This is a genomic window from Streptomyces sp. R11 (assembly GCF_041051905.1).
Taxonomy (GTDB): Bacteria; Actinomycetota; Actinomycetes; order Streptomycetales; family Streptomycetaceae; genus Streptomyces.
This window is the reverse complement of sequence record NZ_CP163432.1, coordinates 4,083,750-4,099,580: the sequence shown is the minus strand read 5'-3', so window position 1 is coordinate 4,099,580 and position 15,831 is coordinate 4,083,750. Positions and strand designations below refer to the sequence as shown.

At 71.7% G+C, this 15,831-nt stretch carries 12 protein-coding genes; 10 read left to right on the top strand and 2 right to left on the bottom strand.

Going from position 1 to position 15,831, the window contains the following annotated elements; translation table 11 throughout:
* The first annotated feature begins 15 nt into the window (after positions 1-15).
* From AB5J55_RS18620 to AB5J55_RS18585, 8 genes are read left to right on the top strand one after another with little or no spacing between them, the layout of a single operon-like run.
* Positions 16-810 (top strand): TIGR03084 family metal-binding protein, encoded by a 795-nt coding sequence (locus tag AB5J55_RS18620; protein WP_369271770.1) that lies wholly within the window; start codon positions 16-18, stop codon positions 808-810.
* Complete coding sequence (locus AB5J55_RS18615; RefSeq protein WP_369271769.1) at positions 807-2,510, top strand: acyclic terpene utilization AtuA family protein; 1,704 nt, start codon at positions 807-809, stop codon at positions 2,508-2,510. The genes AB5J55_RS18620 and AB5J55_RS18615 overlap by 4 nt, the downstream gene beginning before the upstream one ends.
* Positions 2,507-4,105, top strand: coding sequence for an acyl-CoA carboxylase subunit beta (locus AB5J55_RS18610; RefSeq protein ID WP_369271768.1), 1,599 nt, complete (start codon positions 2,507-2,509; stop codon positions 4,103-4,105). The genes AB5J55_RS18615 and AB5J55_RS18610 overlap by 4 nt, the downstream gene beginning before the upstream one ends.
* A 4-nt stretch (positions 4,106-4,109) precedes the next feature.
* Positions 4,110-5,951 carry a biotin carboxylase N-terminal domain-containing protein gene (locus tag AB5J55_RS18605; protein WP_369271767.1) on the top strand — a complete coding sequence of 614 codons (1,842 nt, stop codon included), beginning with the start codon at positions 4,110-4,112 and terminating at the stop codon, positions 5,949-5,951.
* A gap of 55 nt (positions 5,952-6,006) precedes the next feature.
* Positions 6,007-7,146 carry an acyl-CoA dehydrogenase family protein gene (locus AB5J55_RS18600; protein ID WP_369271766.1) on the top strand — a complete coding sequence of 380 codons (1,140 nt, stop codon included), beginning with the start codon at positions 6,007-6,009 and terminating at the stop codon, positions 7,144-7,146.
* A 37-nt stretch (positions 7,147-7,183) separates the two neighbouring features.
* The gene (locus AB5J55_RS18595) at positions 7,184-8,761 is read left to right on the top strand and encodes a 4-coumarate--CoA ligase family protein (RefSeq protein ID WP_369271765.1); all 1,578 of its coding nucleotides are present in this window, start codon (positions 7,184-7,186) and stop codon (positions 8,759-8,761) included.
* Positions 8,758-9,492: an enoyl-CoA hydratase family protein gene (locus AB5J55_RS18590; protein WP_369271764.1), complete on the top strand. Its 735-nt coding sequence runs from the start codon at positions 8,758-8,760 to the stop codon at positions 9,490-9,492. Before AB5J55_RS18595 ends, AB5J55_RS18590 begins: the two co-directional genes overlap by 4 nt.
* The gene (locus AB5J55_RS18585; protein ID WP_369271763.1) at positions 9,480-10,103 is read left to right on the top strand and encodes a TetR/AcrR family transcriptional regulator; all 624 of its coding nucleotides are present in this window, start codon (positions 9,480-9,482) and stop codon (positions 10,101-10,103) included. The genes AB5J55_RS18590 and AB5J55_RS18585 overlap by 13 nt, the downstream gene beginning before the upstream one ends.
* A gap of 16 nt (positions 10,104-10,119) precedes the next feature.
* Here AB5J55_RS18585 and AB5J55_RS18580 read toward each other — a convergent pair whose 3' ends face one another.
* Together AB5J55_RS18580 and AB5J55_RS18575 are read right to left on the bottom strand one after the other, a co-directional pair.
* Positions 10,120-11,586: a serine/threonine-protein kinase gene (locus AB5J55_RS18580; protein WP_369271762.1), complete on the bottom strand. Its 1,467-nt coding sequence runs from the start codon at positions 11,584-11,586 to the stop codon at positions 10,120-10,122.
* Between the two features lie 251 nt (positions 11,587-11,837).
* Positions 11,838-12,938, bottom strand: a complete 1,101-nt coding sequence (locus AB5J55_RS18575; RefSeq protein ID WP_369271761.1) for a citrate synthase 2 — start codon at positions 12,936-12,938, stop codon at positions 11,838-11,840.
* A 288-nt stretch (positions 12,939-13,226) separates the two neighbouring features.
* Between AB5J55_RS18575 and pdxH the strand changes: the two genes are divergently transcribed.
* On the top strand, positions 13,227-13,895 hold the full coding sequence (pdxH, locus tag AB5J55_RS18570) for a pyridoxamine 5'-phosphate oxidase (RefSeq protein WP_369271760.1): 669 nt from the start codon (positions 13,227-13,229) through the stop codon (positions 13,893-13,895).
* A gap of 478 nt (positions 13,896-14,373) precedes the next feature.
* Positions 14,374-15,804, top strand: coding sequence for a PAS domain-containing protein (locus tag AB5J55_RS18565; RefSeq protein WP_369271759.1), 1,431 nt, complete (start codon positions 14,374-14,376; stop codon positions 15,802-15,804).
* Positions 15,805-15,831 lie beyond the last annotated feature (27 nt).

Below are 15,831 nucleotides of genomic sequence, written 5' to 3'. Positions count from 1 at the left end.
CGAGGGGAGCGCCCCGTGTCCGATCCGACGCCCGTGTTCGACGATCTGCGCGAGGAGAGCGAGGAACTCGAGCAACTGGTGGCCGAGTTGAGCCCCGAGCAGTGGGCGCTCGCGACTCCGGCGCCCGGCTGGAGCGTCGCCCACCAGATCGCGCACCTCGCCTGGACGGACCACTCGGCGCTGCTGGCGGTGACCGACGTGGAGGCGTTCCACGCGCTGGTGGAGAAGGCGCTGGTGACGCCGGGGTCGTTCGTCGACGAAGGCGCGGAGGAGGGGGCCGCGCTGCCGCCCGCCGAACTGCTGGCGCGCTGGCGGGAAGGGCGGGCCGCCCTCGACGCGGCGTTGCGTGAGGCACCGCACGGCATCAAATTCCCCTGGTACGGCCCTCCTATGTCCGCCGCCTCCATGGCCACGGCCCGACTCATGGAGACCTGGGCTCACGGTCTGGATGTCGCCGAAGCGCTGGGTGTGGTGCGCACCCCCACCGACCGGCTCAGGCATGTGGTGTGGATCGGGGTACGCACCCGCGACTTCGCCTTCGGCGTGCACGGGCTCCCGGCGCCTCCCGACCCCTTCCGCGTCGAACTCGTCGCGCCCTCCGGCGAGGTCTGGGCATACGGCCCCGAAGACGCTTCGCAGCGCGTCACCGGCCCCGCCCTCGACTTCTGCCTCCTGGTCACCCAGCGCGCCCACCGCCACGACCTCGCCCTGCGCGCCGAAGGGCCCGACGCCGACCGCTGGTTCGACATCGCCCAGGTCTTCGCGGGCCCGCCCGGCGCGGGCCGCGCGCCCAAGGGGGCGGCCCAGTGACCTCGCCCACGCCATCGGCCGGGCCGGTCCTGCGCATCGGCAACGCCTCCGGCTTCTACGGCGACCGCTTCGACGCCATGCGCGAGATGCTCACCGGCGGCGAACTGGACGTCCTCACCGGCGACTACCTCGCCGAACTGACCATGTTGATCCTCGGCCGGGACCGGCTGAAGGACCCCGGCGCCGGATACGCCCGCACCTTCCTGCGCCAGTTGGAGGAGTGCCTGGGGCTCGCGCAGGAGCGGGGCGTCAGGATCGTCGCCAACGCGGGCGGGCTCAATCCGGCCGGACTCGCCGACGCCGTAAGGAAGTTGGCGGACCGGCTCGGCATTCCCGTACGCGTCGCCCATGTCGAGGGAGACGACCTCAAGGACCGATATCCGGGCAGCCTCGCCGCCCACGCGTACCTCGGAGGCTTCGGCATCGCGGCCTGTCTGAGCGCGGGCGCGGACATCGTCGTCACCGGGCGGGTGACGGACGCGGCCCTGGTCACAGGCCCCGCGATCGCCCGCTTCGGGTGGGGCCCCGGCGACCACGACCGGCTCGCGGGCGCCGTGGTCGCCGGACACGTGCTGGAGTGCGGGGCACAGGCGACCGGCGGCAACTACGCGTTCTTCGACGAGGGCGGCGCCACCCGCCCCGGCTTCCCGCTCGCCGAGCTCCACGAGGACGGCACCTGCGTCATCACCAAGCACCCCGGCACCGGCGGCCTCGTGGACGTCGGCACGGTGACGGCCCAGCTGCTGTACGAGACGGGCGGCGCCCGGTACGCGGGACCGGACGTCACCGCCCGGCTGGACACCGTACGGCTCAGCCAGGACGGCCCCGACCGGGTCCGTATCGACGGCGTACGGGGCGAGGCCCCGCCCCCGACCCTCAAGGTCGGCCTCAATCGCCTCGGAGGCTTCCGCAGCGAGGTCGTCTTCGTGCTGACCGGACTGGAGATCGAGGCGAAGGCCGCCCTTGTGCGGCGGCAGATGAGCGAGGCGTTCACCAAGTCACGTCCCGCCGACGTCCGTTGGGACCTCGTCCGCACCGACCAGCCCGACGCCTCGACCCAGGAGACCGCGAGTGCGCTGCTCCGGCTGGTCGTCCGGGACCAGGACCAGGAGAAGGTCGGCCGGGTGCTGAGCGGAGCCGCTGTGGAGCTGGCGCTCGCCAGCTACCCCGGCTTCCATGTGCTGTCGCCACCGGGAAAGGGCACCCCGTATGGGGTCTTCGAGGATGTGTACGTCCCCCATGGTGCCGTCGACCATGTGGCCGTCCTCCACGACGGCCGTCGTATCCCGGTGCCGCCGGCCCACGACACCCTCGTACTGGAGGAAGCGCCGCAACCACCGCTGCCCGAGCCACCGCTCGCCGCGGAGCCGACGCGTCGCGCCCCGCTCGGCCTCGTCGCCGGCGCCCGTAGCGGCGACAAGGGCGGGAACGCCAACGTCGGTGTGTGGGTGCGGACGGACGACGCCTGGCGCTGGCTCGCACACGAGCTCACGGTCGAGCGGTTCCAGGAGCTCATCCCCGAGAGTCGTCAGCTGAAGGTCACCCGGCACCCGCTCCCCAACCTCCGCGCCCTCAACTTCGTCGTCGAGGGCATCCTCGGCGAGGGCGTCGCCGCCCAGCACCGCTTCGACCCGCAGGCCAAGGCCCTCGGCGAATGGCTGCGCTCCCGTCATCTGGACATCCCGGAGAGTCTGCTGTGACCGTCCTGCCCTCCACCCTGGACACCAACGGACCCGACTACCGGGCCCACCGCGAGACCATGCTCGCCAAGCTCGCCGACCTCGACACCGAGCACGCCAAGGCGCTCGCCGGCGGCGGCCCCAAGTACGTCGAACGGCATCGCAAGCGCGGCAAGCTGCTCGCCCGCGAGCGCATCGAGCTGCTCCTCGACCCCGACACGCCCTTCCTGGAGCTGTCCCCGCTGGCTGCCTGGGGCAGCGACTACGCCGTCGGCGCGTCCCTCGTCACCGGCATCGGTGTCGTCGAGGGCGTGGAGTGCCTGATCACGGCCAACGACCCGACCGTGCGCGGGGGAGCGAGCAACCCCTGGTCGCTGAAGAAGGCCCTGCGCGCGAACGACATCGCGCTCGCCAACCGGCTGCCCGTCGTCAACCTCGTCGAGTCGGGCGGCGCCGACCTGCCGTCCCAGAAGGAGATCTTCATCCCTGGCGGAGCCATCTTCCGGGACCTGACGAGGCTGTCGGCGGCCGGGATCCCCACCGTCGCGGTCGTCTTCGGCAACTCGACGGCGGGCGGCGCGTACGTGCCCGGCATGTCCGACCACGTGATCATGGTCAAGGAGCGCGCCAAGGTGTTCCTGGGCGGTCCGCCCCTGGTGAAGATGGCGACCGGCGAGGAGAGCGACGACGAGTCGCTGGGCGGCGCGGAGATGCACGCGCGCGTATCGGGCCTCGCGGACTACTTCGCCGTGGACGAACCGGACGCGCTGCGGCAGGCGCGGCGCGTGGTCGCCCGGCTCAATCACCGCAAGGCGTACGGCGATCCGGGCCCCGCCGAACCCCCCAAGTACTCCGCCGACGAACTCCTCGGCATCGTCCCCGGCGACCTCAAGACCCCCTTCGACCCGCGCGAGGTCATCGCCCGGATCGTCGACGCCTCCGACTTCGACGAGTTCAAGCCGATGTACGGCACGAGCCTGACCACCGGCTGGGCCGCCCTGCACGGCTATCCGATCGGCGTGCTGGCGAACGCCCAAGGGGTCCTGTTCAGCGAGGAGTCCCAGAAGGCGGCCCAGTTCATCCAACTGGCCAACCAGCGCGACATCCCTCTTCTCTTCCTGCACAACACCACCGGCTACATGGTGGGCAGCCAGTACGAGCAGGGCGGCATCATCAAGCACGGCGCGATGATGATCAACGCGGTCAGCAACAGCCGCGTGCCCCATCTCTCCGTCCTCATGGGCGCGTCCTACGGCGCCGGCCACTACGGCATGTGCGGCCGCGCCTACGACCCCCGCTTCCTGTTCGCCTGGCCCAGCGCCAAGTCGGCCGTCATGGGCCCCCAACAGCTCGCCGGCGTGCTGTCGATCGTCGCCCGGCAGTCCGCGGCGGCCAAGGGGCAGCCGTACGACGAGGAGGGGGACGCCGCGCTGCGCGCCATGGTGGAGCAGCAGATCGAGTCGGAGTCGCTGCCGATGTTCCTGTCGGGGCGGCTGTACGACGACGGCGTCATCGATCCGCGCGACACCCGCACCGTCCTCGGTATGTGCCTGTCCGCCATCCACACGGCCCCCTACGAGGGCGCACGCGGTGGCTTCGGCGTCTTCCGGATGTGAGGCAATGATTACTTCTGTTCTGGTGGCGAACCGGGGCGAGATCGCCTGCCGCGTCTTCCGCACCTGCCGTGAGTCGGGAATCCGGACGGTGGCCGTGTACTCGGACGCCGACGCGAACGCCCTCCACGCGCGCGTGGCCGACACGGCCGTACGGCTGCCGGGAGCGGCGCCGGCCGACACGTATCTGGACGCCGGACTGATCGTGAAGGCGGCCGTGGCGTCCGGCGCGGACGCCGTGCACCCCGGCTACGGCTTCCTCTCCGAGAGCGCCGACTTCGCACGCGCCGTCCTCGACGCGGGACTGGCCTGGATCGGCCCGCCGCCGGAGGCCATCGAGGCGATGGCGTCCAAGACGCGGGCGAAGGAGCTGATGGGGCTGGCCCCTCTGGGGGAGGTCACCGAGGCCGACCTCCCCGTCCTGGTGAAGGCGGCCGCGGGCGGCGGAGGGCGCGGCATGCGGATCGTGCGCCGCCTGGAGGACCTGAGCGCCGCCCTGGACAGCGCACGCTCCGAGGCCGCGAGCGCCTTCGGCGACGGTGAGGTCTTCGTCGAGCCGTACGTCGAGAACGGCCGCCACGTCGAGGTCCAGATCCTCGCCGACACCCACGGCACGGTCTGGGCCCTGGGCACCCGGGACTGCTCCCTGCAGCGCCGCCACCAGAAGGTGATCGAGGAGTCCCCGGCGCCCGGACTCTCCGCGCACCTCACCGACGAGCTGCACGCGCTGGCCGTACGCGCCGCCCGCGCGGTCGACTACGTCGGCGCCGGCACGGTCGAGTTCCTGGTGGCCGGCGACCAAGCCCACTTCCTGGAGATGAACACCCGCCTCCAGGTCGAACACCCCGTGACGGAAGCCGTCTTCGGTATCGACCTGGTCGCCGAGCAGATCCGAGTCGCCGAAGGCCACGCCCTCGCCGACGACCCGCCACGCGCGCGTGGCCACGCCGTCGAGGCCCGCCTCTACGCCGAGGACCCGGCCCGCGACTGGGCCCCGCAGACCGGCACGCTGCACCGGTTCGCCGTACCCGACAGCGTCCGGCTGGACACCGGCTTCACCGACGGCGACGACATCGGCGTCCACTACGACCCCATGCTCGCCAAGCTCGTCGCCCACGCACCCACGCGCGCGGAGGCGGTCCGCAAGCTCGCCGGCGCCCTGGACCGGTCGACGCTGCACGGCCCGGTCACCAACCGGGACCTCCTCGTACGCTCCCTGCGCCACGAGGAGTTCACGTCCGCCCGCATGGACACCGGCTTCTACGACCGCCATCTCACCGACCTCACCGAGCCGACCCCGGACCCGCACGCCCCCCTGGCCGCCGCCCTCGCCGACGCCCACGGCCGCTCCCGCTTCGGCGGCTGGCGCAACGTGCCCTCACGGCCGCAGGCCAAGCGCTACGTCATGGCGGGCGAGGAGTACGAGGTCCACTACCGCCACAACCGCGCGGGCCTCGAGGCGGACGGGGTGCGCGTCCTGCACGCCGACGCCGCCCTGGTCGTACTCGAAGTGGATGGCGTACGCAGGAACTTCGAAATCGCCCGTTACGGCGACGAGATCCACGTCAACGCCACCCGCCTCACCGCCCTGCCCCGCTTCCCGGACCCGACGGCCCAGCATGCGCCGGGTTCCCTCCTTGCGCCCATGCCGGGGACGGTCGTCCGCGTCGCCGACGGCCTGACGGAGGGGACGGCCGTGGAGGCCGGACAGCCCCTGCTGTGGTTGGAGGCGATGAAGATGGAACACAAGATCGCGGCGCCGGTCACAGGAACGCTGAGCGCCTTGCATGTAGTACCTGGCCAGCAGGTGACGGTCGGCTCATTGCTAGCGGTGGTGCAAGAAACCTAGGGGCGCGGGGAACTGCGCGACCAGCCACCCACAACCCGCACCCGGGAGGAGTCTCATGCCCACCACTCTCGAATCCGAAGAACACAAGGCCCTACGAGCCGCCGTAGCAGCCCTCGGCAAGCGCCACGGCCGCACCTACGACCGAGAAACCCTCTGGTCCGAAGCCGCCGAACTCGGCTATCTCGGCGTCAACCTGCCGGAGGCATACGGCGGTGGAGGCGGCGGAATCGCCGAACTCTCCCTCGTCCTCGAAGAACTGGGCGCCGCAGGCTGCCCTCTCCTCATGATAGTCGTGTCACCCGCCATCTGCGGCACAGTGATCGCCCGCTTCGGCACCGACGAACAGAAGCGTGACTGGCTACCGGGCCTCGCCGACGGCACCCGCACCATGGCCTTCGGCATCACAGAACCCGACGCCGGCTCCAACAGCCACCGCATCACCACCACCGCACGCCGCGACCCGGAAACCGGAGACTGGCTCCTCACCGGCCGCAAGGTCTTCATCTCCGGCGTCGACATCGCGGACGCGACCCTCATCGTCGGCCGCACCGAGGACGCCCGCACCGGCAACCTCAAGCCCTGTCTGTTCATCGTCCCGCGTGACGCCGAAGGCTTCACGCGCCGGCAGATCGACATGGAACTCAACGCCGCCGAGAAGCAGTTCGAGCTGACCCTCGACGACGTACGCCTCCCCGCCGACGCCCTGGTCGGCGACGAGGACGCAGGGCTCCTACAGCTCTTCGCCGGCCTCAACCCCGAACGCATCATGACGGCCGCCTTCGCGATCGGCATGGGCCGGTACGCCCTCGCGCGTGCCGTCGAGTACGCGCGCGACCGCACCGTCTGGAAGGCCCCCATCGGCGTCCACCAGGCCATCGCGCACCCGCTCGCCCAGGCGCACATCGACCTCGAACTCGCCCGCCTGATGATGCAGAAAGCGGCCTACCTGTACGACGCGGGCGACGACGTCGGCGCGGGCGAGGCCGCCAACATGGCGAAGTACGCGGCCGGGGAGGCCTGCGTGAAGGCCGTCGACCAGGCCGTGCACACCCTCGGCGGAAACGGGCTCACCCGCGAATTCGGCCTCGCCTCGTTGATAACCGCGGCGCGCGTGTCTCGTATTGCTCCGGTGAGCCGGGAGATGATTCTCAACTACGTCTCCCACCAGACCCTGGGCCTGCCCAAGTCGTACTGAAGGGCACCCTGTCGGCACCGTGTCGCGAGGAGGAACCGTGTTCCGCAGCGAGTACGCAGACGTCCCGGCCGTAGAACTCCCCATCCACGATTTCGTACTGGGCCGGGCGGCCGAGTTCGGTGACGCTCCCGCGCTCATCGACGGCACGGACGGCACCACCCTCACGTACGAGCAACTCGACCGCTTCCACCGGCGCGTGGCCGCCGGCCTGGCCGAGGCAGGCGTCCGCAAGGGCGACGTCCTCGCGCTGCACAGCCCCAACACCATCGCCTTCCCGACCGCGTTCTACGCGGCCACGCGCGCGGGTGCCTCCGTCACGACCGTGCACCCGCTCGCCACGCCCGAGGAGTTCGCCAAGCAGCTGAAGGACTCGGCGGCCCGCTGGATCGTCACCGTCTCACCGCTGCTGGAGACGGCACGCCGGGCCGCCGAACTCGCGGGCGGCGTGCAGGAGATCTTCGTGTGCGACAGCGCGCCCGGCCACCGGTCGCTCATCGACATGCTGGCGTCCGCCGCCCCCGAACCGCAGGTCGACCTCGACCCGGTGGCGGACGTCGCGGCCCTGCCGTACTCCTCCGGCACGACCGGCATCCCCAAGGGCGTGATGCTCACGCACCGCCAGATCGCCACCAACCTCGCCCAGCTCGAACCCGCCATATCCGCCGGCCCCGGCGACCGCATCCTCGCAGTGCTGCCCTTCTTCCACATCTACGGCCTGACCGCCCTGATGAACGCGCCCCTGAGGCTGGGCGCGACGGTCGTCGTGCTGCCCCGCTTCGACCTGGGGACCTTCCTCGCGGCCATCCAGAACCACCGCATCACCGGCCTGTACGTGGCCCCGCCCATCGTGCTGGCCCTCGCCAAGCATCCCCTGGTCGCGAGTTACGACCTGTCGTCGCTGAAGTACATCGTCAGCGCCGCCGCGCCGCTGGACGCGAAGCTCGCCGCCGCCTGCTCGCAGCGCCTCGGCCTGCCGCCGGTCGGCCAGGCGTACGGCATGACGGAACTGTCCCCCGGCACCCACGTCGTCCCCCTGGCCGCCATGCACGACGCGCCCGCCGGGACCGTCGGCAAGCTCATCGCCGGCACCGAGATGCGCATCGTCTCCCTCGACGACCCCGACAAGGACCTCGGCGCCGGCGAGTCCGGCGAGATCCTCATCCGCGGCCCCCAGGTCATGAAGGGCTACCTCGGCCGCCCCGACGCCACCGCCGCGATGATCGACACCGACGGCTGGCTGCACACCGGCGACGTGGGCCATGCGGACGAGAACGGCTGGCTGTTCGTCGTGGACCGGGTCAAGGAACTCATCAAGTACAAGGGCTTCCAGGTGGCCCCCGCCGAGCTGGAGGCCCTCCTGCTCACCCACCCCGGCATCGCCGACGCGGCGGTCATCGGCGTCTACAACGACGACGGCAACGAGGTCCCGCACGCGTACGTGGTCCGCCAGCCGACCGCCACGGACCTCTCCGAAGGGGAGGTCATGATGTACGTCGCCGAACAGGTCGCCCCTTACAAGCGCGTCCGCCAGGTCACCTTCACAGACGGCGTCCCGAGGGCCGCCTCCGGCAAGATCCTGCGCCGCGAACTGCGGGCACTCAGGGAGGACAAGTGACGTTGATCGGGCGTACACGCGCGCGGGGCGTCGAGACCCTCACCCTCGACTCCCCGCACAACCGCAACGCGCTCTCGGCGGCCCTCGTGGGCGAGCTGACGGACGCGCTGACGGACTGCGCCAAGGACGCCGACGTACGCGCGATCGTCCTCACCCACACCGGCAACACGTTCAGCGCGGGAGCGGACCTGCGCGACCCGCCCCCGCCGGACGCGCTGGTGGCGCTGCTGAGGAAGATCGTCGAACTGCCCAAACCGGTCGTCGCCCGCGTCACCGGCCACGTCCGCGCGGGCGGCCTGGGCCTGCTCGCCGCCTGCGACATCTCGGCCGCCTCCCATCAGGCCACCTTCGCCTTCTCGGAGGTCCACATCGGCGTCGCCCCCGCGGTGATCTCGCTGCCCCTCCTGCCCCGTACGGACCCCCGCGCCCTGGCCCGCTACTACCTCACCGGCGAACGCTTCACGGCGCCGGAGGCGGCCCGCATCGGCCTCCTGACCGCGGCGGGCGAGGACGTCGACGAGGCGCTGACCCCCATCCTGGACGGGCTGCGCCGGGCCTCCCCCCAGGCCCTGGCCGAGACGAAAGCGCTGCTCACGGCTAAGGTGCTGGAAGCCTTCGACCGGGACGCGGCGGACCTGACCGCGCTCTCGGCCCGGTTGTTCTCCTCCCCCCAGGCCCGTGAGGGGATGACGGCCTTCCTCGAAAGACGGGATCCCGCATGGCTGGTGTGACCGCAGTCGGCGACCGCGCGGACCGCGCCGACCGCGTTCCGAAGCAGGACCGCAGCCGCGCCACCCGGCAACGCCTCCTGGAAGCCGCCGTGGCCTGCCTCGCCGAACACGGCTGGGCGGGCTCCACGGTCTCCGTCGTCGCCGAACGCGCGGGCGTCTCCCGGGGCGCCGCCCAGCACCACTTCCCGACCCGCGAGGACCTCTTCACGGCCGCGGTCGAGTACGTCGCCGAGGAACGCTCGACGGCCCTGCGCGCCCTGTTCCCGCAGGGTGCGGCGGGCGACCGGCGCGCGATCGTCTCCGCCCTCGTGGACCTCTACACGGGCCCCCTGTTCCGCGCTGCCCTGCACCTGTGGGTGGCCGCCTCCAACGAGGATCAGCTACGGCCTCGGGTCACGGAGCTGGAGGCCCGAGTCGGCCGCGAGACCCACCGGATAGCCGTTGACCTGCTGGGCGCGGACGAATCCCGCCCCGGCGTGCGGGAGACGGTCCAGGGCCTGCTCGACATGGCTCGCGGCCTGGGCCTCGCCAACCTCCTCACCGACGACGCGGCCCGCCGCGACCGCGTGGTGACGCAGTGGGCGCTGCTGCTGGAGGAGGCGCTGGGCTGAGGCCCGCCGGCGGCAGTCAGTCGTCGCCGCTCCCGTCGTCGCCGTCGTCGTCCTGCGGCGCTTCGCGCTGCTGCTGCTGTTCCAGCTCCTGCTGCTCGCGCTCGGCCTGCTCCAGCCGTTCCTGCTCCTGCCTGGCCTGCTCCCGCAGCTCCTCCTTCCGCCTCTCCTCCTCCTGCCTCGCCTCATCCGACTCTTCCTGCTCTTCGGCAGGGGCCCTGCCCGTCTCCGCCGCCGGGATCGGGGAGGCGGTCGGGGGCGGGACCGAGACCGGAGGGGATGTGGACGCGGAGGCGGGCGAGCTCGGCGGGGCCTCGGAGTCCGTGCCCTCCGTCGCGGTGTTGTCGGGGGAGAACCACAGCATGCCGAGGAGCATCGCGGCCGCGAAGAGCACCGCCGCGGCCGCGGTGGCCGCCACCCGCGGTCGGCGCACGAGGAGCGCGAGGGCCCCGGGCCGCGCCGCGCTCGGTGCCCGGGGTCCGGACCGGGAACGGGACTGCGATCGCGACCGGGACCGGGATCCCGATCTTCCGGTGGCGGCCGGCCCTTGGGCGGAGGGCAGCATGTACGTGGTCGGACTGCTGGTGTCGCCCACCTGCGACCCGGCGGCGGACGCCGGCGCGACCGCAGGCCTCCGGGACGGTGACGTTGCGTCGGGCAGTGGCTCGGGGCGTCCCAACCAGGCACCGTCGGCGAACCAGTCGGCGGCCTGCTGGGCGGCGGGCCGGTGCTCGGGGTCCTTGGCGAGCAGGCCGAGGAGGTAGCTCTCGAAGGCGGGCGGAAGCCCCGGGACGCCCAGTTCGCGGGGCGGTACGGGCACGGCGTCCAGGTGCTGGTGCAGGATCGCGACGGCGGTGTCGGCGTGGAACGGCGGGCGTCCGGTGAGCAGTTGGTAGAGCACGCAGCCCAGCGCGTAGACATCGGAGGCCGGGCCCGCCGGCTTCCCCAGCGCCCGCTCGGGGGCGAGATAGAGGCTCGTGCCCACGATCTGACCGGTGGCGGTCAGTGCCGCGCCGGGGTCGTCGAGGAAGCGGGCGATCCCGAAGTCGCCGATCTTGAGGGTGCCGTCGGCGTCCAGGAGCAGATTGCCGGGCTTGATGTCCCGGTGGACGATGCCCTGCCGGTGCGCGGCGGCCAGGCCCGCGGCGGCCTGGGCGGCGATGCGCGCGACGCGTTCGGCGGGCAGTGCGCCGAACTGCGACGCCACGCGCGCGAGGCTGTCGCCCTCGACGAGCTCCATCACCAGGAAGAGCCGGTTCTCGTGCTCGCCGAAGTCCCGGACGCCGACCACGTTCGGATGGGCGATCCGCGCCGCCGTCTGCGCCTCGAGACGGAACCGGGACGTGGCGGTGGGATCGGAGTCCTGGGGCAGCAGGAGCTTGACGGCCACGGGCCGGCCGAGCGTCTCGTCGTAGGCCCGCCAGACCTCCCCCATCCCACCGCGCCCGATCGACTCGCTCAGCCGGTAACGGCCCGCTATCAGCACCTGTTCTCATCCTCATGCCGTGGGACGTCTCGATCGCCGCAGGCATGAACTCACCACGTGGGAACGGGTGATGGTGGAAGGCGCCGCAGCCGCCCCAGCATACTGGCGGAGTGGATCAGTCACGGTCCGTATGCCGAATGCCGGTGTCACCGGAGGCCGAGCGGCATCACGCGGAGTTGATCGGCTCCGCGTGACGACCGTTCGGGATCAGTGGATCAGTGCATGGGTCAGTGCGTGGATCAATGCACGGCTCAGTGCGCGATGTCGGCGTAGCCCTCGACCGCGCGCGGGTCGCGCGGGCCCGGGCCGATGTAGCGCGCGGACGGGCGCACGAGGCGGCCGGTGCGCTTCTGCTCCAGGATGTGCGCCGACCAGCCGGCCGTACGGGCGCAGGTGAACATGGACGTGAACATGTGCGCCGGAACCTCCGCGAAGTCCAGCATGATGGCTGCCCAGAACTCCACGTTCGTGGCCAGAACCCGGTCCGGGCGCCGATTGTGCAGTTCCTCCAGCGCCGCCTTCTCCAGCGCCTCGGCGACCTCGAAGCGGGGTGCGCCCAGATCCCGGGCGGTGCGGCGCAGCACCCGCGCGCGGGGGTCCTCGGCGCGGTAGACGCGGTGGCCGAAGCCCATCAGGCGTTCGCCCTTGTCGAGGGTCTGCTTCACATACGCCTCGGCGTCGCCGGTGCGCTCGATCTCCTCGATCATGTGCAGGACCCGGGACGGGGCACCGCCGTGCAGCGGGCCGGACATGGCTCCCACGGCACCGGAGAGCGCTGCGGCCACATCGGCGCCGGTCGACGCGATGACGCGGGCCGTGAAGGTGGACGCGTTCATGCCGTGTTCGGCGGCGGACGTCCAGTACGCGTCGACGGCGGCCACGTGCTTGGGGTCGGGCTCGCCGCGCCAGCGGATCATGAAGCGCTCGACGACGGACTGCGCCTTGTCGATCTCGCGCTGCGGCACCATGGGCAGGCCCTGACCGCGCGCGGACTGGGCGACGTAGGAGAGGGCCATGACGGCGGCTCGGGCCAAGTCCTCCCGGGCCTGCTCCTCACCGATGTCCAGGAGGGGCTTCAGCCCCCACACCGGAGCCAGCATGGCGAGCGCGGACTGGACGTCGACGCGGATGTCGCCGGAGTGCACGGGAATCGGGAACGGCTCGGCGGGCGGCAGACCGGGCCGGAAGGCACCGTCGACGAGCAGCCCCCAGACGTTGCCGAACGAGACATGGCCGACCAGGTCCTCGATGTCGACGCCCCGGTACCGCAGAGCGCCGCCCTCCTTATCCGGTTCGGCGATCTCCGTCTCGAACGCGACTACTCCCTCGAGTCCGGGTACGAAGTCGGACATCAGGCGGCTCCTCGTGATGTGTGCGACGGATGGGGTTGTGGGTGGAACGACCACGTGTCCTCGACAGAGAGGGACATACGCCCCGTTGGATCCACGGTCACGGGGACTCGCGGTCCGGGGTGTACCCCTGTGATGCCCCGTGCGGCCGGCGGTCACCCAACCGCGACGACAACAGCACGATAGTCCCTGAGTGTCATCTTCGGGAGGGTCTTGCGGCACTCAGTGCCATGTGCGCCGAAGGAAGGCACCGCGCAGTACAGCGCCCGCCCCATACGGCAGGATGACCGCGTGACCGACCGAGACGCCGTCCCCCTCGACCCCGCCGCGATGCGCAAGCAGTACCGGGCCGAGGGCCTCGCCGAGAACGACCTGGCCGCCACGCCGGTCGAACAGTTCGCGCGCTGGTTCAAGCAGGCCGCGTCCGAGGCCCACCTCTTCGAGCCGAACGCGATGATCGTCGCCACCGCGGACGCCGAGGGGCGGCCCAGCTCGCGCACGGTGCTGCTGAAGCACTTCGACGAGCAGGGCTTCGTCTTCTACACCAACTACGACTCCCGCAAGGCCCGTGACCTCGCCGAGAACCCGTACCTCTCCCTGCTCTTCCCCTGGCATCCGATGGCCCGCCAGGTCATCGTCACGGGCGTGGCGCGGCGCACCGGGCGCGACGAGACGGCCGCGTACTTCCGCAGCCGCCCGCACGGCTCCCAGCTCGGCGCCTGGGCCAGCGCCCAGTCCTCCGTCATCGCCACCCGCGCCGACCTCGACGCCTCGTACGCCGAACTGTCCGCGCGCTATCCCGAGGGCGATCAGGTGCCGGTGCCGCCGAACTGGGGCGGCTTCCGGGTGGCACCGCAGTCGGTGGAGTTCTGGCAGGGGCGGGAGAACCGGCTGCACGACCGGCTGCGGTACGTGGCGGAGCAGGACGGGAGCTGGCGGGTCGAGCGGCTGAGTCCGTGAGGTCGGCGCGCCTGCCCTGGACGCAGACGACCCGCGAGCTCGGGTTCCTCCGCCGTGGCGGAGGAGCCGGCCGGACGTACCGGCGAGCTCGCGGGTCGGGTGACTGCCTGGGATTGGGCCGGCTGCACGCGTCTGTCACGTGCGGGTCCGGCACCGCACTGGGTGGGGTGACGGGCCGCTAGCCCGCAGCCACCTCACGCGTCCGGTATTCATACATCTGCCGAACCACCTCCCTTCTCGTGTGCTCCACACCCTAGGAAGCATGTCGGCCCCCGATCAACCTCTTTTTTCCATCGAGATTGAGGTGCACGCGAGGAGGGGAAGCGTGCCTCATGTCTGATCTTCCGATTTCCGCCACACAACGATTCCTTCAATCTTGTGGGAACTCGGTGTGTGCTGCGTCACGTTCCAGTTAGATGATTGCGAGTGAGCGAACCGACGCGTCGTACGTGCGGACGCAGCTTGGCAGGGGGTCCAGGTGAGTGCTTCCCGGCGTAGTGGGACCACCGACGAGCTGGGACCGGACGAACCCGAGCGGGACGGTCCGGAGGGTTCGTCGGCTGGTTCCGAGGGTTCGGCAGGCGGTTCCGATCTGCTGGCCGCGCTGCTGGACGGGATGGACGCGGCCCTGTGCGCCTTCGACGCGGACGGGGTCGTCACCCATTGGAACCGTGAGGCGGAGCGGATCCTCGGGTGGAGTGCGGCCGAGGCCGTGGGACGGCACGGGTTCGCCGGGTGGGCGGTGCGCGAGGCCGACGCCGAGGAGGTGGAGGGGCGGCTGATGTCCGCCATGCACGCTCCGGGACGGCAGGTGCACGAGTTCGCCCTGCTGACCAAGGACGGCGGGCGGGTTCTCGTACGGACGCAGTCGGCGGCCGTCCGCGGGCCCGACGGGAAGCCCGCCGGGGTGTACTGCGCCTTCAGTGAGGTGCACACGCAGATCGATCTGGAGCGGTCGATCGCGCTGAGCGAGGCGCTGTTCGAGGACGCGTCGTGGGGCGTCGTGCTCGTCGACGCCGATCTGCGGCCCGCGGTGGTGAACGCGCACGCGGCCCGGGCACTGGGTATCGGCCGTACGTCCGTGCTCGGGCGGCCCCTCGGGGATCTGCTCGCCCAGGGCGTCGAGGAGCTGGAGAGCGCGCTCACGCATGTGCTGGCGGAGGGTGCGCCGCCCGCGCCGGCCGAGATCTGGGTGAGCGTTCGGACGCCGGAGGGCGAGCGGCGGCGGTGCTGGCGGTGCGGCTTCGTACGGCTGGCCTCTCCGCTCGCGGAGGAGCCGGTGCCGTTGGGGGTGGGCTGGCTCTTCCAGGACATGACCGACGCCAAGCAGGCGGAGCAGGAGGCCGCGCTGCTGCGGTTCCGGACCAACCAGCTGCATCGGGCCGCGCGGGCCGCCGCGGAGTGCGAGGACCCCGCGGACGCGGCGACCGTGCACCTGGACTTCGCGCTGGCCGGATTCGCCGACCACGCGCTGATCGACCGGGTCGCGGGCGGGGCGGTGCCGGATGCGGAGGCCGCGGAGCCGGTACGACTCGTTCGGGTCGCCGTGACGCCCTCGGGCGCGCCGGGGCCGAGTCTGCTCGGTGGCGAGGCCGGCCTGCCGGTTCGGTACGCCGAGGGGCATCCGGCGTTGCAGTGCGTGACCCGGGCCGGGTCGGTGCGGGCCGATGCGGGCCGGATGCCGACGGAGCGGGCTCGGGAGTGGGCCGTGGGGCGGCAGTGGCCCGCGGACTCGGTGCACGCGCTGTGCGCGGTGCTGCGGAGTCGGGGGCGCACGGTGGGGGTCGTGACGTTTCTGCGGGGCGCCGGGCGCAGTGCGTTCGAGCGGAGCGATGCGGTGTATGCCGAGGATGTGGCGGTGCGGATCGCTGCCGCTCTGGATTTGGCGGGGGTTGTGGGGCGGGACTAGGTCGTGGGGCGGGTCTAGTCGTGCGGC